This is a genomic window from Pseudomonas sp. 7SR1 (assembly GCF_900156465.1).
Lineage (GTDB): Bacteria > Pseudomonadota > Gammaproteobacteria > Pseudomonadales > Pseudomonadaceae > Aquipseudomonas.
Genome location: NZ_LT707064.1, coordinates 296783 through 320128 on the forward strand (window position 1 = coordinate 296783; position 23346 = coordinate 320128).

Annotated in this window: 23 protein-coding genes; 7 read left to right on the forward strand and 16 right to left on the reverse strand. The window is 62.8% G+C overall.

What is annotated here, in order from left to right; all coding sequences use genetic code 11:
* Positions 1 to 16 precede the first annotated feature (16 nt).
* Both BW992_RS01440 and BW992_RS01445 read left to right on the forward strand, forming a co-directional pair.
* Positions 17 to 415 carry a YbaY family lipoprotein gene (locus BW992_RS01440; protein ID WP_072387994.1) on the forward strand — a complete coding sequence of 133 codons (399 nt, stop codon included), beginning with the start codon at positions 17 to 19 and terminating at the stop codon, positions 413 to 415.
* A gap of 31 nt (positions 416 to 446) precedes the next feature.
* Complete coding sequence (locus BW992_RS01445) at positions 447 to 1136, forward strand: DUF4197 domain-containing protein (RefSeq protein ID WP_072387996.1); 690 nt, start codon at positions 447 to 449, stop codon at positions 1134 to 1136.
* 133 nt (positions 1137 to 1269) lie between these two features.
* Here BW992_RS01445 and BW992_RS01450 read toward each other — a convergent pair whose 3' ends face one another.
* Together BW992_RS01450 and BW992_RS01455 are read right to left on the reverse strand one after the other, a co-directional pair.
* Positions 1270 to 4335, reverse strand: a complete 3066-nt coding sequence (locus BW992_RS01450; RefSeq protein ID WP_072387998.1) for an efflux RND transporter permease subunit — start codon at positions 4333 to 4335, stop codon at positions 1270 to 1272.
* Between the two features lie 6 nt (positions 4336 to 4341).
* Positions 4342 to 5442, reverse strand: a complete 1101-nt coding sequence (locus BW992_RS01455; protein ID WP_072388000.1) for an efflux RND transporter periplasmic adaptor subunit — start codon at positions 5440 to 5442, stop codon at positions 4342 to 4344.
* A gap of 93 nt (positions 5443 to 5535) precedes the next feature.
* Between BW992_RS01455 and BW992_RS01460 the strand changes: the two genes are divergently transcribed.
* Positions 5536 to 6171, forward strand: coding sequence for a TetR/AcrR family transcriptional regulator (locus BW992_RS01460; RefSeq protein WP_072388002.1), 636 nt, complete (start codon positions 5536 to 5538; stop codon positions 6169 to 6171).
* A gap of 56 nt (positions 6172 to 6227) precedes the next feature.
* On the opposite strand, the gene BW992_RS01465 is transcribed toward BW992_RS01460, so the two are convergent.
* A complete protein-coding gene (locus BW992_RS01465) occupies positions 6228 to 7010 on the reverse strand; it encodes a class I SAM-dependent methyltransferase (protein ID WP_072430836.1) in 783 nt (260 codons plus the stop codon).
* A gap of 92 nt (positions 7011 to 7102) precedes the next feature.
* Between BW992_RS01465 and BW992_RS01470 the strand changes: the two genes are divergently transcribed.
* Positions 7103 to 7723, forward strand: coding sequence for an energy transducer TonB (locus BW992_RS01470; protein WP_072388006.1), 621 nt, complete (start codon positions 7103 to 7105; stop codon positions 7721 to 7723).
* Positions 7724 to 7839: 116 nt separating this feature from the next.
* Here the strand turns inward: BW992_RS01470 and BW992_RS01475 are convergent, their stop codons facing one another.
* The 7 genes from BW992_RS01475 to ppc all read right to left on the reverse strand — a co-directional run bounded on the left by BW992_RS01475 (position 7840) and on the right by ppc (position 15250).
* Positions 7840 to 8538 carry an extensin-like domain-containing protein gene (locus BW992_RS01475; RefSeq protein ID WP_072388008.1) on the reverse strand — a complete coding sequence of 233 codons (699 nt, stop codon included), beginning with the start codon at positions 8536 to 8538 and terminating at the stop codon, positions 7840 to 7842.
* A gap of 9 nt (positions 8539 to 8547) precedes the next feature.
* Positions 8548 to 9369: an isocitrate lyase/PEP mutase family protein gene (locus tag BW992_RS01480; protein ID WP_072388010.1), complete on the reverse strand. Its 822-nt coding sequence runs from the start codon at positions 9367 to 9369 to the stop codon at positions 8548 to 8550.
* A 32-nt stretch (positions 9370 to 9401) separates the two neighbouring features.
* Positions 9402 to 10262 (reverse strand): DUF72 domain-containing protein, encoded by an 861-nt coding sequence (locus BW992_RS01485; protein WP_076405369.1) that lies wholly within the window; start codon positions 10260 to 10262, stop codon positions 9402 to 9404.
* Complete coding sequence (locus BW992_RS01490; protein ID WP_072388014.1) at positions 10262 to 10570, reverse strand: hypothetical protein; 309 nt, start codon at positions 10568 to 10570, stop codon at positions 10262 to 10264. The genes BW992_RS01485 and BW992_RS01490 overlap by 1 nt, the downstream gene beginning before the upstream one ends.
* Before the next feature lie 341 nt (positions 10571 to 10911).
* Positions 10912 to 11589 (reverse strand): tRNA (adenosine(37)-N6)-threonylcarbamoyltransferase complex dimerization subunit type 1 TsaB, encoded by a 678-nt coding sequence (gene tsaB / locus BW992_RS01495; protein WP_072388016.1) that lies wholly within the window; start codon positions 11587 to 11589, stop codon positions 10912 to 10914.
* Positions 11590 to 11680: 91 nt separating this feature from the next.
* The gene (adk, locus tag BW992_RS01500) at positions 11681 to 12328 is read right to left on the reverse strand and encodes an adenylate kinase (protein ID WP_072388018.1); all 648 of its coding nucleotides are present in this window, start codon (positions 12326 to 12328) and stop codon (positions 11681 to 11683) included.
* A 291-nt stretch (positions 12329 to 12619) separates the two neighbouring features.
* Positions 12620 to 15250 carry a phosphoenolpyruvate carboxylase gene (ppc, locus tag BW992_RS01505; protein ID WP_072430833.1) on the reverse strand — a complete coding sequence of 877 codons (2631 nt, stop codon included), beginning with the start codon at positions 15248 to 15250 and terminating at the stop codon, positions 12620 to 12622.
* A 276-nt stretch (positions 15251 to 15526) separates the two neighbouring features.
* Between ppc and BW992_RS01510 the strand changes: the two genes are divergently transcribed.
* The 3 genes from BW992_RS01510 to BW992_RS01520 all read left to right on the forward strand — a co-directional run bounded on the left by BW992_RS01510 (position 15527) and on the right by BW992_RS01520 (position 17467).
* A complete protein-coding gene (locus BW992_RS01510) occupies positions 15527 to 15871 on the forward strand; it encodes a pilin assembly protein (RefSeq protein ID WP_072388023.1) in 345 nt (114 codons plus the stop codon).
* A gap of 339 nt (positions 15872 to 16210) precedes the next feature.
* Positions 16211 to 16627 carry a DUF4398 domain-containing protein gene (locus tag BW992_RS01515; protein ID WP_072388026.1) on the forward strand — a complete coding sequence of 139 codons (417 nt, stop codon included), beginning with the start codon at positions 16211 to 16213 and terminating at the stop codon, positions 16625 to 16627.
* A gap of 51 nt (positions 16628 to 16678) precedes the next feature.
* Positions 16679 to 17467 (forward strand): OmpA family protein, encoded by a 789-nt coding sequence (locus BW992_RS01520; protein ID WP_072388733.1) that lies wholly within the window; start codon positions 16679 to 16681, stop codon positions 17465 to 17467.
* A 204-nt stretch (positions 17468 to 17671) separates the two neighbouring features.
* Here the strand turns inward: BW992_RS01520 and BW992_RS01525 are convergent, their stop codons facing one another.
* The 6 genes from BW992_RS01525 to lysS form a co-directional block, all read right to left on the reverse strand.
* The gene (locus BW992_RS01525; RefSeq protein ID WP_072388028.1) at positions 17672 to 18001 is read right to left on the reverse strand and encodes a hypothetical protein; all 330 of its coding nucleotides are present in this window, start codon (positions 17999 to 18001) and stop codon (positions 17672 to 17674) included.
* Positions 17998 to 18903, reverse strand: a complete 906-nt coding sequence (locus tag BW992_RS01530; RefSeq protein ID WP_072388030.1) for an alpha/beta hydrolase — start codon at positions 18901 to 18903, stop codon at positions 17998 to 18000. The genes BW992_RS01525 and BW992_RS01530 overlap by 4 nt, the downstream gene beginning before the upstream one ends.
* Before the next feature lie 147 nt (positions 18904 to 19050).
* A complete protein-coding gene (locus BW992_RS01535) occupies positions 19051 to 20328 on the reverse strand; it encodes a flavohemoglobin expression-modulating QEGLA motif protein (RefSeq protein ID WP_072388032.1) in 1278 nt (425 codons plus the stop codon).
* Positions 20329 to 20379: 51 nt separating this feature from the next.
* Positions 20380 to 20931, reverse strand: a complete 552-nt coding sequence (locus tag BW992_RS01540; RefSeq protein ID WP_072388034.1) for a hypothetical protein — start codon at positions 20929 to 20931, stop codon at positions 20380 to 20382.
* Positions 20932 to 20979: 48 nt separating this feature from the next.
* Positions 20980 to 21696, reverse strand: coding sequence for a TetR/AcrR family transcriptional regulator (locus BW992_RS01545; RefSeq protein ID WP_076405371.1), 717 nt, complete (start codon positions 21694 to 21696; stop codon positions 20980 to 20982).
* Between the two features lie 102 nt (positions 21697 to 21798).
* Positions 21799 to 23301 carry a lysine--tRNA ligase gene (gene lysS, locus BW992_RS01550; RefSeq protein WP_072388038.1) on the reverse strand — a complete coding sequence of 501 codons (1503 nt, stop codon included), beginning with the start codon at positions 23299 to 23301 and terminating at the stop codon, positions 21799 to 21801.
* Positions 23302 to 23346 lie beyond the last annotated feature (45 nt).

The following is a 23346-nucleotide window of genomic DNA, read 5'->3' on the forward strand; positions in this document are numbered from 1 at the left end:
ACCAAGGAATTGTCCGATGAACAAGCTTCCCCTCATCGCCCTCGCGGCACTGCTCGGTGCCTGTTCCAGCGCACCGCTGGCGAGCCGGCACAGCCTCGACGGCGAAGTGTTCTACCTGCAGCGCATCGCCCTGCCACCCAGCGCGATCCTGAGCGTCAGCCTGCAGGACGTTTCCCTGGCCGATGCCCCGGCCACGGTGCTCGATGAGCAGAGCGGCCCGGTCAAAGGCCAGGTCCCGCTGCCGTTCCACCTCAGTTATGATCCGGCCCAGGTCAAGCCCGGGCACCGGTATGCCGTGAGTGCCCGTATCGAGGTGGACGGACGCGTGATGTTCATCACCACCGAACAACATACCGTGCAACTCGATGGCAATGATCCGCAGCCGTTGAAGATCCGTGTCGACGCTGCCCGCTGATTCCTTTCCCATTCACTTCAAGGACGCTGTCATGCTCCGCTCTACCCTGCGTTTCACCGGCCTGTGCGCCGGCCTGTTGATCAGTGCCCAAGCCATGGCCCTGTCCCTTGGCGACCTGTCGCAAAAAGATGCCACGGGCGGCCTCAAGGACGCCTTGACCCAAGGCGCTCAAGTCGCGGTCAAGCAACTCGGCACCCCTGGCGGCTTCAGCAACAACCCCGAGGTCAAGATCGAGCTGCCGGGCAAGCTCGGCAAGGTCGCCAGCAAGATGAAGGCCTTCGGCATGGGCGACCAGGTCGAGCAACTGGAGAGCAGCATGAACCAGGCCGCCGAGGCCGCCGTGGTCCAGGCCCAGCCGATCCTGGTCAACGCAGTGAAGAACATGAGCGTGGACGATGCCAAGGGCATCCTCAGCGGCGGCAACGACTCGGCCACGCAGTACCTGAACAAGAGCAGCCGCGAGCAGATCCGTGCCAAGTTCCTGCCTATCGTCAAGCAAGCCACCGACAAGGTCGGCCTGGCCCAGCAATACAATGCCTTCGCAGGCCAGGCCGCGACCTTCGGTGTACTGGACGCGAAAAGCGCCAACGTCGAGAACTACGTGACTGAACAGGCGCTCGATGGCTTGTTTGAAATGATCGGCAAGCAGGAAGCCGCCATTCGCCAGAACCCGGCGGCCGCGGCCACCAGTCTGGCGAAGAAGGTGTTCGGCGCGCTCTGACACCCAGCATAAACACCTGTGGGAGCGAGCCTGCTCGCGAAGCGATATCAGCCATGACACCTTCGTTGGCTGTTACACCGCTATCGCGAGCAGGCTCGCTCCCACATTGTCTTTTGGCGTCAGAGAACTGCAGTCAGGTTTTCTTGACCCTGAACCAGGCCGCATACAGCGCCGGCAGGAACAGCAGCGTCAACGCCGTCGCCACGATCAGTCCCCCCATGATCGCCACGGCCATCGGCCCGAAGAAAAGGCTGCGGGACAAGGGGATCATTGCCAGCACCGCCGCCAGGGCGGTGAGCACGATGGGTCGGAAACGGCGCACGGTGGCTTCGATGATCGCCTGCCAGGGCGTCAGTCCTGCCTCGATATCCTGCTCGATCTGGTCCACCAGGATCACCGAGTTACGCATGATCATTCCCGACAGGGCGATAGTCCCCAGCATGGCGACGAAACCGAACGGCTGGCGGAACACCAGCAAAAACAGCGTCACACCGATCAGCCCCAGGGGAGCGGTCAGGAACACCATGGCCGTGCGCGAGAAGCTGCGCAGCTGCAGCATCAGCAACGTCAGCACCACCACGATGAACAGCGGCACACCGGCATTCACCGACTTCTGGCCGCGAGCCGAATCCTCTACCGTACCGCCGACCTCCAGCAGGTAGCCATCCGGCAACTCGGCCCGAATCGGGTCCAGGGTCGGGAAGATCTGCTGGACCAGGGTCGCCGGTTGCTCCTTGCCGTAAATGTCGGCCCGCACGGTCACGCTCGGCAGGCGGTTGCGGTGCCAGATCACGCCTTCTTCGAAGCCGTACTCCAACGTCGCGATCTGGGACAGCGCAACGCTGGTGCCATTCTCGGTAGGCACCGCGAGGCTGGGCAGCAAGGACAGTTCGGTGCGTTCGTGCACGGTGCCACGCAGCAGGATCTCGATCAGCTCGTTGTCTTCGCGGTACTGGCTGACGCTGGAGCCGATGAGGGAACTCTGGAGGAACTTCGACAGGTCGACGGTGCTCACCCCCAGGGCCCGGGCGCGCTCCTGATCGACATTCAGGTACACGACCTTGCTCGGCTCTTCCCAATCCAGATGCACATTGGCCACGTAAGGGTTTTCACGCACCTTGGTCGCCACTTTCCTCGCCAGGGCCCGGACTTCTTCGATGTGCTCGCCGGTCACCCGGAACTGCACCGGGTAACCCACGGGTGGTCCGTTTTCCAGGCGAGTGACCCGTGAACGCAGGGTGGGAAACTGTTCGTTCAAGGTACTGATCAGCCAGCTGCGCAACGGCTCGCGATCCTCGATGGTCTTGGCCAGCACCACGAACTGGGCGAAGCTGGGAGCAGGCAGTTGTTGATCCAGCGGCAGATAGAAACGAGGAGACCCGGTACCGACATAGGCCACGTAGTTATCGATGCCCGGATGATCCTTGAGCATCGCTTCCAGGCGCTTGACCTGTTCGGCGGTGTTGCTCAGGGAGGCGCCTTCCTCCAGCTTCAGATCGACCATCAACTCCAGACGCCCCGACGCCGGGAAGAATTGCTGAGGGACAAAACGGAACAGCACCACCGAGCCGACAAACAGCAGCACCGTCAGTGCGATGACGGTTTTACGCCGACGCACGCACCACTCCACCAGGCGCCGGACGCGCTGGTAGAACGGCGTGCCATAGGGATCGGGCTGACCGTCACGAGTGCCGTGTCTGGCCGCATGGATTTTCGCCAGGTCCGGCAGCAGCTTTTCCCCCAGGTAAGGCACGAACACCACCGCAGCCACCCAGGACGCCACCAACGCCAGGGTCACCACCTGGAAAATCGAACGGGTATATTCGCCGGTGCCCGATTGCGCCGTGGCGATCGGCAGGAACCCCGCCGCCGTGATCAGCGTACCGGTGAGCATCGGGAATGCAGTGCTGGTCCAGGCATAGCTGGCGGCCTTGATCCGGTCGAAGCCCTGCTCCATCTTGATCGCCATCATCTCCACGGCGATGATCGCGTCGTCCACCAGCAGCCCCAGGGCCAGCACCAGCGCGCCAAGGGAAATCTTGTGCAGGCCGATCCCCAGGTAATACATCGCCGCGAAAGTCATCGCCAGCACCAGCGGAATCGCCAGGGCCACCACCATCCCGGTGCGCAGGCCCAGGGAAAAGAAGCTCACCAGCAACACGATCGTCAGCGCTTCCACCAGCACCTGGACGAACTCGCCCACACCGGTCTTCACCGCCGCCGGCTGGTCCGAGACCTTGCGCAGTTGCATGCCGGCCGGGAGATTGTTCTGGATCCGGGCAAACTCGGCCTCCAGGGCCTTGCCCAGGATCAGAATGTCACCGCCGTCCTTCATGGCCACAGCCAGGCCTATGGCGTCTTCGCCCATGAAGCGCATGCGCGGTGCCGGCGGATCGTTGAAACCGCGACGCACATCCGCCACATCGTCGATACGGAACGTACGATCGGCGACCCGGATGGGGAAGCTGCGAATCTCTTCCACGGTCTGGAAATTCCCCGACACCCGTAGCTGCAGGCGCTCGCTACCGGTTTCGAAGAAACCGGCGGTGGACACCGCATTCTGCTCCTCGAGGGCCTGCTGGACCGCCGCCAGGGGCAAGCCAAGGGTGGCCAGCTTTACGTTCGACAGTTCGATCCAGATCTTTTCGTCCTGCAGGCCAATCAGCTCGACCTTGCCCACATCCTTGACCCGTTGCAGCTGGATCTGCACACGGTCGGCGTAATCCTTGAGCACGCCGTAGTCGAACCCGTCGCCGGTCAGCGCGTAGATATTGCCAAAGGTCGTGCCGAACTCATCGTTGAAGAACGGCCCCTGGATACCCGGCGGCAACGTGTGACGGATATCGGCGACTTTCTTGCGGATCTGGTACCACAGCTCGGGGATCTGTGCCGAATGCAGGGAGTCGCGGGCCATGAAGGTCACCTGGGACTCGCCCGGCCGCGAGAACGAGACGATCTTTTCGTAATCGCCGGTTTCCATCAGCTTCTTTTCGATGCGCTCGGTGACCTGCCGCGACATTTCCTCGGCCGTGGCCCCCGGCCAGTTGGTGCGAATCACCATGGCCTTGAACGTGAACGGTGGATCTTCGCTCTGGCCCAGCTTGGTGTAGGAAAGCGCACCAACGATAGCCAGCAGCAACATCAGGAACAGTACGATCTGGCGATTACGCAGCGCCCACTCGGAAAGATTGAAACCCATCGGGAATTACTCCTTGGCCGCCAGGTTGACCGCACGGTTGGAGCGATCCACAGGCCGTACCTGCTGGCCGTCGAGGAGCACATGCACGCCCGCCGCGACGACCCAATCGTCGGGGCTCAAGCCTTCCAGCACCGGCACGGTCTTCTCGCCGAAGGCGCCGACGCGCACCGGGACTTTTTTCAGGGTGTGGTTGGCATTGACCACCCAGACATAGGTGGCACCGTTCTCGGCGGTCAGTGCCGAGAGTGGCACCGACAGCGGAACCTTGTCGGCGGCCTGGATAAACACCCGCGCGCTCTGGCCCAGCTCGGCCGGCACGCTGCCGGCCGTGAAGGCCACCCGAGCGGCGAACGTGCGGGACTTGGGATCGGCGGCCGGCGAAAGTTCACGGATACGCCCACTGAAGCGCTGATCGGGCTGGCTCCATAGCTCCACGGAGACCGGCTGGCCGATCTTGAAGCGGCCGAAGCTCTGCTCCGGCAGGCTGATGAGCACCTCACGCTCCCCATCGGTGGCCAGGGTGAAGACCGTCTGACCGGCCGATACCACCTGCCCCACTTCCACCGAACGTCGGGCGACCACGCCATCCTGGGGTGCACGCAATACCGAATAGCTGGCCTGGTTGCTGGCCACGTCGAATTCGGCCTTGATCTGCTTGAGCCGCGCGGCGCCGGAGCGGTAAAGGTTTTCGGCGTTGTCGTATTGGGACCGGCTGACCATCTGCCGATCCAGCAAGGTCTTGTAGCGATCACGTTCGGCCCGCACCAGGTTGAGGTTGGCCTCGGCGGCGGCCACCTGGGCCCGAGTGGCCTCCAGTTGCAGGCGCACGTCCTCGGGGTCGAGCTCGGCCAATGGCTGGTTGGCCTTGACCCTCTGGCCTTCCTCCACCAGCCGGCGGCTTACCTTGCCACCGATACGGAAAGCCAGGTCCGGCTCGAAACGCGCCCGCACCTCGCCAGGATAGCTGTCCGTCGCCTGGGCCGAGGGCTCGGGCTTGACCACCATGGCAGGACGCACGGCAACGGGCACCGGTTCGTCATGGCCACACGCAGACAATAAAAAAGCCAGGCTGACTGGCAGGGCGAGGGACGACGCATAGCGGAACATGACGAGTGACCTTTCGCTAAGGGTGCTTGGAATAATTATACTGGCGAGTATGTTATTAATAGCAAACTCACCAGTCCAGTATTAACGCGAAGAATGTCGAACAATCTTTCATCCCCCAGCGGCCCCGGCCGTCCCAAGGACCTGGCCAAGCGCCAGGCCATTCTCGACGCCGCCAAGCGCCTGTTCCTGAGCATGGGCTACGCCAGTACCAGCATGGAGGCCGTGGCCGCCGAGGCTGGTGTGTCGAAACTGACGGTCTATAGCCATTTCAACGACAAGGAAACGTTGTTTTCCGCCGCGGTGATCGCCAAATGCGAGGAGCAGGTTCCCTTGCTGTTCTTCGAATGGCCGGAAGGCGTGCCGATTGAAAACGTGCTGCTGACCATCGCCCGAGGCTTCCATCAACTGATCAACAGTGACGAGTCGGTGAACCTGCATCGGCTGATCATGACCCTGGGCAGCCAGGATCCCAAGCTTTCGACGGTGTTCTACGAAGCCGGTCCCCAGCGGATGCTCACCGGCATGGAGCGTTTGCTGACCAAGGTCCACCAGAGCGGGGCCTTGAGCATCGACAAGCCCCGCCATGCCGCCGAACATTTCTTTTGCCTGATCAAGGGAGCGGCGAACTTCCGCTTGCTGTATGGCTGCGGCGAGCCGCTGGACCGCGACGCGGCCGAGGATCATGTGCGGGAAGTGGTGGGGTTGTTCATGCGGGCTTACCACCCCTAGTCCTCGGCGTATCGAAGGGCCCGATCGTGGGCTGGCCACGATGAAGGCCCCCGGTCTCAGGGCTTGAGGGCTTTCTTGGGATAGATATCGTAGCGGCTGGACTTGCCCTCCAGGCCATGACTCGGCTTGGGTCCTTCGATGCACGGTGCCTTGCGCGGACGCTTGACCACCACCCGATGGCTCGCCAGGGCCAGTGCTGCGGCCAGCAACGCCGGGGCGTCCAGGTCGTCGCCCACCAGGGGACGGAACAGGCGCATCTCCTTCTTCACCAAGGCGGTTTTCTCGCGATGGGGAAACATCGGGTCCAGGTAGATCACCTGGGGGGGCTCGCCTTCCCAGTTACGCATCACCTCGATGGCGTTGCCCTTGAACAGGCGCATGCGGGCCACGATGGGGGCGACGTCGAAATCCTCCGCGCCTCGGGCCAGGCCGTCCTCCAGCAAGGCGCCGATCAGCGGCTGGCGCTCGACCAGGCTCATGTCGCAGCCCAGGCTGGCCAGGACAAAGGCATCCTTGCCCAACCCGGCGGTGGCATCCAGCACCCGCGGACGCACGCCCTGGGCGATGCCCACCGCCTTGGCGATCATTTGCCCGCTGCCGCCACCGTACAACCGGCGATGCGCTGCGCCCCCCTCGACGAAGTCCACCCGTACCGGCCCCGGTGCGTCCGGCCCCAGTTGCTGCAGTTGCAACCCCTGCGCGCCGATCTGCAAGGCAAACTCGCCATCCTCCACCTGCAAGGGCAGCCCAAGCCGCTGGGCCCAGTGCTCGGCCTGTGGCTGGAAGGCCGGGGCCAGGGCCTCGACGTGGATGCGGCAGGCCGCGGTTCGCTCACTCATGGAAAACATGCTCAAAAAATTAAGGATCGACAAAAACGGCCGATAACAACGGTGAACGGCATTTTGCCAGAGCTGAGCGTCGACCGAGAAAAATGTCAGACATTCAATCCACATCGATAGGCGTCATCTCCCCTTACGGCGATTACAGCCTGCGTAACACCCAAGCGCTGAGCGGCGTCAGTCACCTGTGGCAGGATTTCTTTGCCCGGGCCCTGGCCGATCAACTGGGTGAAAACGCACCGGCGCCCGGCAGCTACCAGCCGGTCGCCCTCGATGAGGCTGTTGAACCGACCCTCGGCGCCGAACTGCTGGACCACATCGTCAGCCAGCGCACCTGCGACGTGACACAAACCCAGGTCAAACCGCCAGAACCGCTGTTCCTACCCATCGCCGAATTCGAACTCGACCTGCTGGACAAACCCTTCCCGCCCTTCCCGCCGGAAGAAATCGTCGCCCAGCAAAAACAGCAGAACTTCGAAAGCAACTGGGTCCGCCCAATCGTCCTCACCGCTGGCCAGCCACTGCCGGAACCTGGCCCTGCGCCACAACCTCGCCCCCTGCACTTGCCGATCGCCGAGTTCGAACTGGACCTGCTGGACAAGCCTTTCCCGCCATTCCCGGAAGAGGAATTGGTGGCGCAGCAGAAGGCACTGGATTTCGACACTCGCTGGGCACGTCCGATCGTGCTGCAGAACCTGCGTATCGCCGCCTGAGGCTATCCTGACTCTGTCTGGGATATGTCTGCGCGAAGGCCAGGCGTGGCGAAATGAGAACAGCAAGCCCCGTCTCAGGTCAGCATGAACGAGTATCAAGGCTTTTCGAACAGAGCCTAGCGACAGATCCACCAGGGCCCCACGTCCAGATGGAAATGATTGCGGTGCGCCGCGTTGTAGTCCGGGCTCAGGACCACACTGAACATATCGCAGGCGCCATCCCGGGCCTGACGTAGAAAACGCGCATCGGCATTGTCCTTGGGCCAGTCCCTGAGGACGCTGATCGCACGCCCGTCGGCCAGGCGAAACCCGGCGATGTCCAGGGCGCTTGCGGTGGCATGCTGGCTGCGCGCGCCGGTCTCACGACCGTACATGTTGCGACAGGCAAAACTGCCCAGGTGATCGACCCGCTTCACTTTCTGCCCATAGGCCGCCATGGCCGCCGGCTGCAACGCATGGCGCTCGAACAGGGCGAATGCCACCGCCAGCGGGCAACTGGCCAGGAAGCTGCTGCTCAGCGCCACCTCGCTGCCCTGGACTCTTACGACATTGGTCAATGGGCAATTGCCCCTGGGATCGCTATCGGCCTGGCGAACGACCCGCAGGATAGAGGTCGCGAGGGCCTGGTCACAGAGTTGCGGATCGTTGCGCAGGGCCATCAGCTTGTAACGGGTCAGCAGGTTCGGCGGGCTGTTGATATCCAGCGGCGCCCAGGGGTTCCATTGCGGCGGCACCGCCAGCCAACCTTGCCGCACACCCAGCACCGCGCCGCCAACGATCAGCAGCAGACACGCGAATACCTTCAATCCCCGCACGGCCCGACCTCAGCCCTTGAACAACTCGTTGGCCTGCCGGAACGGCATTGAACGCCGGGTAAAAGTGAAGGTGCCCTGCTGCCTGATCTCTTCGGCGGCACGCATGAACTCACCGTACGCCGCCAGGGCCAGGGCAGAGCCGACACTGATGCGCTTGACGCCCAGCTCGCTCAATTGCGCGACCGTCAGGTCCAGTGCGCCGGACATCAGGACATTCACCGGTTTGGGCGCCACCGCCTGCACCACCGCCAGCACCTGCCCGGCGCTGCTGAGCCCCGGTGCGTAGAGCACGTCGGCGCCAGCATCGGCGAAAGCCTTCAGGCGACGAATCGTGTCGTCCAGGTCGGGATTACCATGCAGGAAATTTTCCGCGCGAGCGGTCAGCACGAAGGGATATGGCAGGCTGCGCACCGCGTCTGCCGCGGCCTTCACCCGTGCTACGGCCTCTTCGAAGCAATAGATCGGGCTGCCTTCGCGCCCCGTGGCATCTTCGATGGAGCCCCCGACCGCGCCGGCCTGCGCCGCACGCAACAGATTGCGAGCGCACTCCTCGGGGGCATCGGCGAAACCGTTCTCCAGGTCGACTGCCACCGGCAGGTCAGTGGCCGCCACGATCGCCCGGACATTGGCGAGGGTATCTTCCAGCCCCAGCGCACCATCGGGACGTGCCAGGGAAAAGGCATGACCGGCACTGGTGGTGGCCAACGCTTCGAAACCCAGGCTGGCAAGCATCTTTGCCGAACCGGCGTCCCAGGGGTTGGGAATGACGAAAGCCTCTTCGCGTTCGTGCAGGGCCTTGAACGCCTGGGCTCGACGGGTTTGCGCATCCATGAAGTTCGCTCCTGGGCAGAGGGACGTTCGCCTCAGAGCAAACCCAGTTGCTCGGCGGCGGGCTCTCTGTATAACTCAGGCAGGGCCGGCAAGCCAGGCAATCGATGCATCAATCGCCGGTGAAAGTGTTGCGCGAGTTTTGCCGCCAGCACGTTATCGGCGGTGTGCAGGAAGATGTACGGCGTGCGTCCTTCTTCGATCCAGCCGGCGATTTTTTCTACCCAGGGCGTCAGGAACGGCTCGTTGGCCTCCAGCGCTGGATGACCGATGAAGCGTACCTGCGGGCATTGGGTGAACGCGGCCGGCCGCGGCGGCACCCGGGGCTTTTTCGACTGGGCATGAAGCACGCAGGGGTCGGTCGATGTGCAACTGAACAACGCCCGGGGGTCGAGGCAGATACGCTCCACCTCGCGGTCGAGCAACAGGCGGTTGAGCCGGCGCTCGGCATCGCCCTTGGCGAAGAATTCATCGTGACGCACCTCCACGGCCAAGGGACCTTCGAATGCGTCGATGAACCCTGCCAGCTCCGGCAATCGATCCGGCGTGAAGGCCTTGGATAACTGCAACCAGAACGGCGATACCCGTTCCCCCAAGGGGCGGAGCAATTGCACGAATATGTCGACGGCGCTCTGGTGCTCACGCAAATCGCCTTGGTGGCTGATATCGCCGGGGAACTTGGCCGTGAAGCGAAAGTGCGAGGGCATGGTTTGCGCCCAACGCTGCACGATGGCCGCAGAGGGGCTGGCGTAGAAGGTCGTATTGCCTTCCACGGCGTTGAACACTTGGGAATAGAGGTCGAGAAAATCGGTGCTTCTGGCGTCCTGGGGATACAGGTAGTCGCGCCAGGCGTTTTCACTCCAGGACGGGCAGCCCAGGTAGTAAGGCAATGCCATCAGATGTAGAGATCGAGGCCCAGCACTTCCATATCCCAATCGACGAAGCCGGCGGTGCTCAGGTAGCTGGCCAGGGCCGTGGCGACGCTACGGGTCATGGCGCGATGGTAAATCATGTCCTGCTGACGGGCGGGAAGATTGCTCAGGCGTTGCGCGCTGGCCTTGGCGGCACGGGCAGCCAGTTGCTCTTCGGACGGGAACTCCAGTTCGCCATCGACTTCGTCGAAGTTCTCCTGATCAGCGATCCTGCCTGTACGAGGCCTGCGCTTGATGGGATAGGACTGGGATGAAACGCCGTCTATACGCATAACTGAATGCTCGGTATCAATGATGGCAATTTAGCGGCACTTTCGCAGCCGCGCAAACGCGCAAGTGATAACTAGAACACAGAAAGCCAAAAAGGTTTAAAAACCGGCAAAAAAAGTGACGACTGGCGATATCGGATGTGACTTTTGCGAGGGCAGATGACTTTGGCGGCGGATGCGCCTGTGCAGACGAATAGATGTGTGGCAAGGGGATTCATCCCCGCTCGAACGGGCAGCATTCGCCCACCAAGCGCAAAGCGCAACACTATCGGGAGTCGCTTCGCGCCCCGGCGGGAATGAATCCCCTCGCCACAACCACAGCAGCGTTCTGGCCAAGATCGGTTCTAGCGTTCGGACTTGGGCGTGGCGACTTTGTCCCGCAGGTAAACCGGTTGGGCGTCGTCGGCGGGGATGGCTTCGCCGCGCTCCCAGGCGAAACGCGCCAGGGCCAGCAGGTCTTCGGCGTGCGGCAGCATTGTCGGATCCTGGCCGCTGAGGTTCACGGCGATTCGTGCCCCATAGCCCCATCCGGTGCCAGCGCCGAACCATTGCCCATCCGTTCCGGGCGGCAAAGCCGCGGCCTCGGGCGGCATCACCGCTTCCTGGCCCACCAGGCGCATCTCGCCGTCGATTTCGCGATAGCAGCCCCAATACACCTCATCCATGCGGGCGTCGATGGCGGCGGCCACCTGGCGGGCACCTTGCTCACGCAACGCCCGCTGGGCCAGCACCGCCAGGTTCGACACCGGCAACACCGGGCGCTCCAGCGCAAACGCCAGCCCCTGCACCACGCCGATGGCGATGCGCACACCGGTGAATGCCCCCGGTCCACGCCCAAAGGCAATCGCATCCACCGCCTGCAGGGTGGTTCCGGCATCGCTGAGCAACTGCTGGATCATCGGCAGCAGTTTCTGCGCGTGAAGGCGGGGGATCACCTCGTAATGGCTCGTGACCTTGCCGTCGTGCAGCAAGGCAACGGAGCAAGCTTCGGTCGCGGTGTCCAGGGCCAGCAGGGTGCTCATCGATGTATCCGTCAATCAGGGGAAAAAAGTGCGCCAGTATAAACAACTCCGGCCCGCAAGCGGGCCGGAGTTGGAACAGCGGATCGTTTTTTCAGCTCAGCGCCTTGAGCACCTTGTCGGTGATCGCATCCACCGAGCCGACGCCTTCGATATGGCTGTATTTCGGTTTGCCCTGGGCGGCGGACAGCTTCTGGTAGAAGTCCACCAGCGGCTTGGTCTGGGAGTGGTAGACCGAGAGGCGATGACGCACGGTTTCTTCGGTGTCGTCCTTGCGCTGCACCAGTGCTTCACCGGTGATATCGTCCTTGCCCGCGAGTTTAGGCGGGTTGTAGACGGTGTGATACACACGGCCCGAAGGCTCGTGGACGCGACGCCCGGCAATGCGCTGGACGATCTCTTCGTCATCGACGGCGATCTCGACCACGTGATCGAGCTCCACGCCAGCGGTGACCAGGGCTTCGGCCTGCGGGATGGTGCGCGGGAAACCGTCGAACAGGAAACCGTTGGCGCAGTCGGGTTGAGCGATACGATCCTTGACCAGGGCAATGATCAGGTCATCCGACACCAGGCCACCGGCATCCATGATGCCCTTGGCCTTGACGCCCAGCTCGGTTCCGGCCTTGACCGCAGCACGCAGCATGTCGCCGGTGGAGATTTGCGGGATACCGAATTTTTCAGTGATGAACTTTGCCTGAGTACCTTTACCGGCCCCGGGAGCTCCCAGCAGAATGACGCGCATCGATGTGCTCCTCAATTTTTTTATGTAAAACGCTCGGATTCGCCTCGTGGGGCCAATCTCGGAAAAACAGGATCGTGGCCGCCCAAACGGCCAAAGGCTGATCAAGATACACAGCAGGCCCGACCCACACAAGCCGCCGAAAGTCGGAGGAACCCGCGCTCGACGCGACCTTTGGAGGAGGTGGCGAACGTCGCAACCGGGCAACAAACTGTCGCCTGGTCGACCTGCTTTCCCTGGCTCCTCGCATCGCCCGGCGTCACCGGGCGAGCCGTTTCGCAGCGCTGCCTGAGCTTAGCCGGTGTTGCGCAAACCGGCGGCAATCCCTGCCACAGACACCAGCAACGCCTGTTCCACGGGGCTGCCCTGGGCCACCTCCTGCTGCCGCGAGCGCGCCAGCAGTTCGGCCTGCAGCAGGTGCAACGGGTCGAGGTAGGTGTTGCGCAGGCGAATGAATTCCAGCGTCTCTGGGCTATGTGCCAGTAGTTGCGACTGACCGGTCAACCCCAGGACCACGGAACAGGCCTGCGACAATAGGTCGCGTAAATGCGCACCCAAAGGTCTCAGCGCCGGTTCCACCAGACGCTCGTCGTAGGAGCGCGCGATGTCGGCGTCCGCCTTGGCCAGCACCATCTCCAGCATGTCGATGCGGGTGCGGAAGAACGGCCATTGCTCGCGCATCTGTCCCAGCAGTTCGCCCTCGCCGCGCTCCAGGGCCTTGCCCAGGGCGGTTTCCCAGCCAAGCCAGGCCGGGAGCATCAGGCGGGTCTGGGTCCAACCGAAGATCCATGGGATCGCCCGCAGGCTTTCGATACCGCCGGCCCGGCGTTTGGCCGGCCGGCTGCCCAGGGGCAGGCGGCCCAGCTCCTGCTCCGGCGTGGACTGGCGGAAATACTCGACGAACTGCGGGTTTTCCCGCACCACGGCGCGGTAGGCCTTGACCCCGTCGGCCGCCAGTTCGTCCATCAGGTGCCGCCATTCGGGCGTCGGCGGTGGCGGCGGAAGCAGGGTCGCTTCCAGCACTGCGGCCAGGTACAGGTTGAGGTTCTGTTCGGCGATATCCGGCAGGCCGAATTTGAAACGAATCATTTCGCCCTGCTCGGTGGTGCGGAAACGCCCCGCCACCGAACCCGGTGGCTGGGACAGGATCGCCGCATGGGCCGGACCGCCACCACGGCCCACGGTGCCGCCACGGCCGTGGAACAGCAGCAGTTCGACTTGCTGCTCCCGGCAGATGTCCACCAGCCGTTCCTGGGCGCGGTATTGCGCCCAGGCCGCCGCCGTGGTCCCGGCGTCCTTGGCCGAGTCGGAGTAGCCGATCATCACTTCCTGCGGCCCTTGCAGGCGCGAACGGTAGCCCGGCAGCAGCAACAGTCGCTCGATCACCGGCCCGGCATTGTCCAGGTCGGCCAGGGTCTCGAACAACGGCACCACGCGCATCGGCCGCAGCACGCCGGCCTCCTTGAGCAGCAGTTGCACCGCCAGTACATCGGAGGCCGCACCGGCCATGGAGATCACGTACGAGCCCAGCGACGCCGCTGGCGCCGCCGCCACTTCCCGACACGTGGCCAGGACTTCCGCCGTGTCGGCCGATGGCTTGAAGTTGGCCGGCAACAGCGGACGCCGGTTGTTCAGCTCATCCAGCAGGAAACCGATGCGCTGCTCTTCGCTCCAGTCGCCGTAACGGCCCAATCCCAGGTAATCGGTGATCTCGGTCATGGCGGCGGTATGGCGCGTCGAGTCCTGGCGTACGTCGAGGCGCACCAGGAACAGGCCGAACGTCACCGCCCGGCGCAGGCAATCGAGCAGCGGCCCGTCGGCGATCACCCCCATGCCGCAGTCGTGCAACGACTGGTAGCACAGTTCCAGGGGATCGAGCAGCTCGCGGTTGTTCTGCAGCACTTGCGCCGGGGCCGGCGTAGTGGCCTTGAGGGAAGCCTGGGCCCAGTTGCGGGTGGCCCGCAAGCGTTCGCGCAACTGCTTGAGCACGGCCCGATAAGGCTCGGCACTGTCTCCGGCCTGGGCACGCAGGGCATCGCTGGCCTTTTGCATGGACAGCTCGGCGGCCAGTTGATCGACGTCACGCAGGTACAGGTCTGCCGCCATCCACCGCGCCAGCAGCAACACTTCACGAGTGACCGCGGCGGTGACATTCGGGTTGCCGTCGCGGTCACCTCCCATCCACGAGGCAAAGCGGATGGGCGCGGCCTCCAGCGGCAAGCGCAGCCCGGTGGCGGCGAGCAGGGCCTGGTCGGCCTTGCGCAGGTAATTGGGGATGGCCTGCCACAACGAATGCTCGATGACCGCGAACCCCCACTTGGCCTCGTCCACGGGTGTCGGCCGGGTGCGACGGATTTCCTCGGTGTGCCAGGCTTCGGCGATCAGTCGTTGCAGACGCTGATGAATCTGCGCCCGCTCGGCGGCGGTCAGATCGCGATGATCCTGGGCCGCCAGTTGCGCGGCGATGGCGTCGTATTTCTGGATCAGCGTGCGACGGGCCACTTCCGTGGGGTGGGCGGTGAGGACCAGTTCGATCTCCAGCCGGCCCAGTTGCCGGGCCAGGGACTCGGCGCCATGCCCCTCGGCCCGAAGCCGGGCGAGCAGCTCGGGCAACACCCGCGCCTCGAAAGGCGCCGGCTGTGATTCGTCACGCCTGTGGATGAGCTGGTATTGCTCGGCGATGTTGGCCAGGTTGAGGAACTGGTTGAAAGCCCGCGCCACCGGCAGCAGTTCATCCTCGCTCAACTGGTTGAGGCTGGCACTGAGTTCGGCATCCACGGAACCACGCCGGTCGGCCTTGGCGCCCTTGCGGATCTGCTCGATCTTGTCGAGAAACCGGTCCCCGTACTGTTCGCGAATGGTGTTGCCCAACAACTCGCCGAGCAGGTGAACATCCTCGCGCAAGCGTGCATCGATATCGGTCATCAGCAGTTCTCCAGCAAATAGGTCCGGACAGCTATCGGGTGAGACGCATGAGACAGAGAGTGCCGATGCCCGTCGTGTATGACAAGCGAAGAACGGGCTCAAGGCTGCGCAGTGTCCTTGGCCATGACGGACGACTCGCGCAGCCTTGCCCGCCGAGTACCCGCCGCTCGTCAAGAAATGAACGCTTGCGTGCAACGGCGCTCTAGTCTTTTAGATAAGCCACACAACGGCTTGCCATTCACCGCGCCTGCCACGAGCAGACTGACTGAGGCCATCATGAAGATCCGTGAACTCGCCCAGCACTGGGAAGAAAACGCCAAGGGTCATCTGACCCAGACCGGCTACACGATTCATCTGGATGTGGAAGCCGCCGCACGCCTGGCGGCGATCTGCGAGATGTACCCCAAGCGCCAACCCGAGGAACTGCTCGGCGAACTGATTGGCGCCGCGCTGGAGGAGCTGGAAGCGAGCTTCCCCTATGTGAAGGGTTCCCACGTGGTTGCCACCGACGAAGAAGGCGATCCGCTGTATGAAGACGTCGGCCCGACGCCGCGGTTTCTCGCCCTGTCCCGTCGTCATCTGCATGAGCTTTGCTCGCAGAACGATAAATCCAAGCACTGACTTCCCCTGCCCTCTGCGCCTGGAAGCTGTCGAAGGCCGCGATCCGCTCGCTCGAACACGCAGGCGGATCGCGGCCCCGGGCAGTCTGCAGCCCCTTCTCAAACCCCCTCCCCATACCGCTGCGCGCCTTGAAAGTTCAGCTTTTTTTCGGTTGACCGATCAGTCAGCAATGCTTTTTGGCGATTGGCCATCTTCGCTGAACTTTTGAAAAACGCCTCGGGTCACACCGAGTAACCATACTGGAACGGTCGTTTAAATAAACGCACCCTGCCGTCAGCGGCAAACAGGCGTCCCGGCTTCGGTTTCAGCATGGATTTTTTGTTTCCCAGGAGTTTTCCAATGGAGTTGAAGCCTATGAATACCTGCACTGCCAAACCCTCGATCAATGGCCTGCGCGGTCTGAAGCTGGCCGCCCTGGCCATCGGTAGCAGCTTCATCCTGGCCGGTTGCGCCGGCAACCCACCGTCGGAGCAGTACGCGGTAACGCAATCGGCGGTCAACAGCGCCGTCAGCGCCGGCGGCACCGAGTTCGCCGCGGTGGAAATGAAGGCCGCCCAGGACAAGCTCAAGCAAGCCGAAATCGCGATGCACGACAAGAACTACGAAGAAGCCCGGCGACTGGCCGAACAGGCCGAGTGGGACGCGCGCGTCGCTGAGCGCAAGGCCCAGGCCGCCAAGGCTGAACAGGCACTCAAGGACTCTCAGAAAGGGGTTCAGGAATTGCGTCAGGAAGGCATGAACAAGGTTGTTCAGTAATTCATTCATGCCTCGACGTATTGTTCATTGATAAAAGGACGACCGACTATGATGCACAAACACTTGATGATGCCCGCCCTGCTTGCCGCCTGCGTATCCCTGGCCGCTTGCTCCCACGACCCGAACGTGAACCTGGAACAGGCCCGCACCAATTACAACGGCCTGCAGGCCGATCCGGCGGCCACCAAGGTCGCCGCACTGGAAACCAAGGAAGCCGCCGATTTCCTGGCCAAGGCCGACAAGGCCTACATGGACAAGGAAGACGAAGCCAAGGTCGACCAACTGGCCTACCTGACCAACCAGCGTGTTGAAGTAGCCAAGCAGACCATCGCCCTGCGCAACGCCGAAGCCGAGCTGAAAAACGCCGGTGACGAACGTGCCCGCGCGCTGCTGGAAGCCCGTAACGCACAGATCAAGCAGCTGCAGGACAGCCTCAACGCCAAGCAGACCGAGCGCGGTACGCTGGTGACCTTCGGCGACGTGCTGTTTGCCACCAACAAGTCTGACCTGCGCGCCAGCGGCATGACCAACGTGAGCAAACTGGCGCAGTTCCTCCAGGAAAACCCGGACCGCAAGGTGATCATCGAAGGCTATACCGATAGCACCGGTTCGGACTCCTACAACCAATCGTTGTCCGAGCGCCGCGCCAGCTCCGTGCGCACCGCCCTGGTGAAGATGGGCGTCGACCCGGCCCGCATCGTGACCCAGGGTTATGGCAAGGAATTCCCGGTGGCCGACAACACCAGCGTCTCGGGCCGCGCCATGAACCGTCGGGTGGAAGTGACCATTTCCAACGACAATCAGCCAGTGGCTCCGCGTTCGACCATGAGCGCCAACTGATCGGCTGAGTGCAACGAAAAAGCCCCGCCTGACTTCAATCAGGCGGGGCTTTTTCATGGCCGCACACATTTTGTTGAGCCCATCGTCTCCCCTGTGGGAGCGAGCTTGTTCGCGCTGGCGGCAGATCAGTCGACATAGGCGTTGGCTGATCGCCTTCATCGCGAGCAAGCTCGCTCTTACAGGGAGACTGTAGCGCCCTTGTGGTTACGGCTGGAGCTTCTGCGGCGTCTCCTGCCCCATGCACCGCACCGCACGTTTCTTGTTGTTGATCAGCACCCCGGTCAGGCCTTTCTGTTCGGTGTCGAACAGCACCAGCACGCCGTCGATGCACTGGGCCACCTGGGGCGCCGGTTCCAGGGAGACCTTGTAGTCTTCGCCCGGCACCGTCTTGAGCATGGTGAAGTCACTGAGCAGCAACGCATCCTCGGGCTTGGCGAAGTGCAGGTAACCGTAGTACCAGAGCACCGCAACGGTGCCGAGGATGCTGCAGATACCGGTGATGATCAGGGGGATGGCATTACGTTCTTCGCTCATTGCGTGCTCTCTGGAGATTCAGCGGAGGTTTTCGGGTAGTTGGGGACTTCGCCGAGGCGGCGCAGGCCGTCGAAATGCTGCGGGTCATCAAGATAGCGCAGCATCACCGTGCGCCAGACCGGGTCGGCGAACGTCTGCACGTGACCGCCGCGGGTCAGTTGCAGCACCCGCGGCGGCGGCGCAGCTTGATACAGACGGATGCCGTTGGAAAGCGGCACGATCGGATCGTCCAGGCTGTGGTAGATCAATTTCGGCACACCGGTCAGTCCAGACACCGAGCCGATGGCGCTGTCGCCATCGGGCACCAGCCAGGACAGCGGCACCTGGAAGGCCCAGGTCACCCAGGAGGTGCTCAGGGCGAAACGTCCGACGTCGCGATAACTGGCGGGCACGCCGTCCAGCACCAGGGCCTTGAGTTGCCGCTGGCGCTGCGGATGATCCACCAGGTAATGCACTGCCAGAGCGCCACCCAGGCTCTGGCCCAGCAGCACCAGTGGCTTGCCCTGGACCTGGGGCGCCTGGTCCAGCCACTGGAAAGCCGCATCGATGTCCTGGTAGATCGCCGGTAGGCTCGGCTCCCCTTCGGACAGGCCGTAGCCGCGATAATCGACCATCAACACCTGATACCCCTGCTCCGGCAGCCACCAACTGCCGCCCAGGTGCCAGGCCAGGTTGCCGCCATTGCCGTGCAAGTGCAGCACCGTGCCCTTGAGCTCCACGCCTGGTTTGACGGGCAGCCACCAACCCCGCAGCTTGAGGCCGTCAGCGGTGGTCAGGGTCACGTCGCGGTACTCGAGCCTGGCCCGCTCAGGGGTAAATGGCAGACCGCGCTCGGGGTAGAACAGCAGTGAGCTGCAACCGCTCAGGACCAATAGCAGGCAAAAGATGCCGAGGATTCGCATCCGGTGAAACCTCGCAAGATCAGGGTTGAAACATACCCCCCTGGTGGGAGCGAGCTTGCTCGCGATAGGGGCGGTGCAGTCACAGCTATGTTGACTGTCCTGACGCTGTCGCGAGCAAGCTCGCTCCCACAGGAGTGGGTGTTGTGTTCAAAGGATATTGGAATAATCCGCTTCGATCCGATCCAGGCTCAGGTGGTTCAGGAAGTTGGAGAAACACATCCAGGCCGACAGGGCGTTCATGTCGCGGAACTGCTCGGGCAAGTACTTGGGCGGCACCACCAGGCCTTCGTCCACCAATTGGCGCAGGGTGCGCATGTCCTCCAGGGTGGTCTTGCCGCAGAACAGCAGCGGCACCTGCTCCAGCTTGCCTTTGCGCACGGCCAGCTGAATGTAGTTGTAAACCATGATGAAGCCCTTGAGGTAGGACAAGTCTTTGGTGAATGGCAGACCGGTCGGCACCGAGCCACGGAAGACCCGGCTGGCGTTGCCGTAGCTTTCAGCCATCTCGAAGCCCTGCTCGCGGAAGAACTCGAAGATCTGCAGGAAGTCGGCGCCCTCTTCCACCATATGGATCGCCCGGGTGCGGTTGGTGAGCTTGCGCAGCCGGCTGGGGTAGGACGCGAAGGTGATGATTTCCATCAGGATCGCCAGGCCTTCCTGGGTGACCGTGGACGAGGGCGGGCCCTTGGACAGGAAGGTGCAGATCGGCTGGTTCAGCCCGTTGAGGGTGGTGCCCACATGCACCAGGCCTTCGTGGACCTCCAGGGCGCGCACGTCCCGCTCGTTGAACATCGCGTCGGTACGGATCTTGATGTAGTCGGCACCCGCCGCCGCGTCGGCCACGATCCCGTCGGACTCGAAAACCCGGATGGTCTCCTCCGCCTCGCCGAAGACACGGTTGAGGCGATGCTGCAGCAGGCTGACCGCCTCCTTGGCGCTGAGCACTTTCGGCTCATCCTTCAGATCGCCACGGCCGTCGATGTTGTTCAGGTAGTCGGAAAGCATCAGGCCCAGATCGGACAGGGTCGGGTCGCCGGCATGGAAGGCATCGGAGGCGGCGCCATACAGTTCCTGGGAAATCAGCCCGAAATCCTCGGTGCCGCGCGCTTCGAGCATGCGCACCACCATGCGGTACTCCTTGCACATGCGACGCATGATCTGGCCGACCGGGTTGAATTGCCCCAGCTGGCGGGTGATGTCCCGCTCGATGTTCTGGAACTCCAGCTTTACCCCGCTGGAGTCGAAGGACAACGGTCGGTTGAGGTAATAGTCGCGGTCCACGGCGGGCAATTCCTTGCCCTTGGCCTTGAGAAACCCCTTGCGGATGTTCTCGTCCCATTTCACCGCGTCGAGAATGCGAATCGGCGTTTGCGCCAGCACTATGCGATCGGACAAGGTGCGTATCGTCTGCTGGTATTCGTCCACCCGGAACTCCTGTGAAAAAACGTCCGCTTGTTGCAGTAATGGGCCTGGAGTCTACCGGGATTTGAGCCGCTGGTAGCGCACGGCTTCCGAGAACACGTCGGAATTGGCCGGATCGTCGAGGTAACTGAAGACCCTGCCCATGTCGCTGTCCACCAGCACGCCGTCGCCCTCTTCGCTGTGATTCGGCTGGCCGCTGAGGATTTTCTGGCCAATGGCCTGGTTGATCTGTTCCATGTCCAGGTTGTAGACCACCAGTTCCTGCTTGTCGGTCAGTTCGAAACCGGCGATCACGTAGTGCCCGCCATACCGGGCCGGGACCTTGGCCGACAGGTACCAGCGACTGCCATGACGGGACACGGTCAGCGCGATGGCCTCGCGCTCCTGGGGGCGGGCCCTGAAGTACGTGATGGCCTGGTAACGGTGCCTGCCGACCTGGGTCAGCTCCAGGTTCAGCGGCTCGCCCCAGGCATTGGTGCTGGTCCAGTGACCCAGCAGGCCTTGGGGCGCGGCCTCACTGTCGGGCAACGGCGCCGTGAAGGACACCAGGCAGCCGCTGAGCAGCAGCAACGACACAGCCATGACAACGACACGCCAGGCTTTCATTCGAACTCCCTAGGCACACGATGCGTTGTCCGCAGGGGGACCGGGTGTTTACACCGACGCCAGTACCAGGTGCATGTAGCGGGTCAGGATACCGAGCATGTCTTCTTCAGCGACCGGCTCGGCGCCATTGAGCAAGCCCTGATATTCCATCCGACCGATAATCGCCGTCAACACTTTGGCATCCTGTTGCGGCTCGCGGGAGCCCAACACCTGGAAAAACTGGCAGGTGCCATGCAACAGGATCTGCTGGTGGGAACGCACCAGGTCCGCCAGGCGCGGGTTGAGCAGCGCTTCCTGGCGGAAGGCCTGCTCGGCCATCAGGTAGTCGCGACGACTGTGCAATTGATGCTGCACGTAGTCGGCCGTCATCCGGGCGATATCGTCGGCCAGTTGCGAGCGGGATTCGGGGCTGCCGTCGCCATAGGCGACCATTTCGCGCAGCAGCCCTTCGTTGTTGGTCCACAGCTTGGCCATGAAGGCCGCGCTGCGCTCCACGTATTGGGCGAAGGTATCGGTGAGCAGGTCATCGATGTCCTTGAAATAGTAGGTGGTGGCCGACAATGGCACACCGGCCTCGGCCGCCACCGCCCGGTGTCGCACCGCCCGCACGCCATCGCGCACCACGATACGCATGGCCGCATCGAGAATCTTCTGGCGACGCTGTTCACTGCCCTGTCGGCTGGCCTTGCGACCCTGGTACTGAACACTTTCAGCGACAGCGGTGGCGACGCCCGCTGCACCTTCTTGAGCCATTGCACGATTCACGACAGGTCTTTCCTCGCTATTTCAAAAGTAACCAATTGATACGTTTGTACCAGACAGGCAATAAAAAGCCGCCTGTGATAGGCGGCTTTTTAAATGAAGCACTTACGCTTGGGGCCGCATGTGCGGGAAGAGAATGACATCCCGGATCGACGGCGAGTTGGTCAGCAACATCACCAGGCGATCGATGCCAATGCCTTCACCGGCGGTGGGCGGCATGCCGTATTCGAGGGCCCGGACGAAATCGGCATCGTAGTGCATGGCTTCGTCGTCGCCGGCGTCCTTGTCGGCCACCTGGGCCATGAAACGCTCGGCCTGGTCTTCGGCATCATTGAGCTCGGAGTAGGCGTTGGCGATTTCGCGACCACCGATGAACAGCTCGAAGCGGTCGGTCACGTTCGGGTTCTCGTCGTTACGGCGAGCCAGCGGCGACACTTCGAACGGGTACTGGGTGATGAAGTGCGGCTGCTCCAGCTTGTGCTCCACCAGTTCCTCGAAAATCATCACCTGCAGCTTGCCCAGGCCTTCGAAGCCGAGCACCTTGGCGCCGGCCTTCTTGGCGATGGCACGGGCTTTCTCGATGTCCTGCAGGTCGGCCGCGGTGATGTCCGGGTTGTACTTGAGGATCGAGTCGAAGACCGACAGGCGCGCGAACGGCTCGCCGAAGTGGAACACCTTGTCGCCGTACGGCACGTCGGTGGTCCCCAGCACCAGTTGCGCCAGCTCGCGGAACAGCTCCTCGGTCAGGTCCATGTTGTCTTCGTAATCGGCGTAGGCCTGGTAGAACTCCAGCATGGTGAACTCGGGGTTGTGCCGGGTCGAAACACCTTCGTTACGGAAGTTGCGGTTGATCTCGAAGACTTTCTCGAAGCCACCGACCACCAGCCGCTTGAGGTACAGCTCCGGCGCGATGCGCAGGAACATTTCCATGTCCAGTGCATTGTGGTGGGTTTCAAACGGCTTGGCCGCCGCGCCGCCAGGAATGGTCTGCAGCATCGGCGTCTCGACTTCGAGGAAGTCGCGCTTCATCAGGAAACTGCGGATGTGGGCGATGACCTGGGAACGCACGCGGAAGGTCTGGCGCACGTCTTCATTGACGATCAGGTCGACGTAGCGCTGGCGATAGCGCTGCTCGGTGTCGGTCAGGCCGTGGTGCTTGTCCGGCAGCGGGCGCAGGGACTTGGTCAGCAGGCGCACGCTGGTCATTTCAACGTACAGGTCGCCCTTGCCGGAACGGGCCAGGGTGCCTTCGGCAGCAATGATGTCGCCCAGGTCCCAGGTCTTGACGGCGGCCAGGGTTTCTTCCGGCAGGGTCTTGCGGTTGACGTAGACCTGGATGCGACCGGTCATGTCCTGGATCACCATGAAGGAACCACGGTTGAGCATGATACGACCGGCCACCTTGACTGGAATCGCCGCCTCTGCCAGCTCTTCCTTGGTCTTGTCCGCATACTGTTTCTGCAGCACGTCGCAGTAGGCGTCGCGGCGGAAGTCGTTGGGGAAGGCCTGGCCCTTGGCGCGCTCGGCAGCAAGCTTTTCCTTGCGCAGGGCGATCAGGGAGTTTTCTTCCTGTTGCAGGGCTTGCGGGTCGAGTTCTAGGTCGCTCATGTCTTAAAGGATTCCATCACAGGTTCGTTGCCCCCGGCCCCGGGG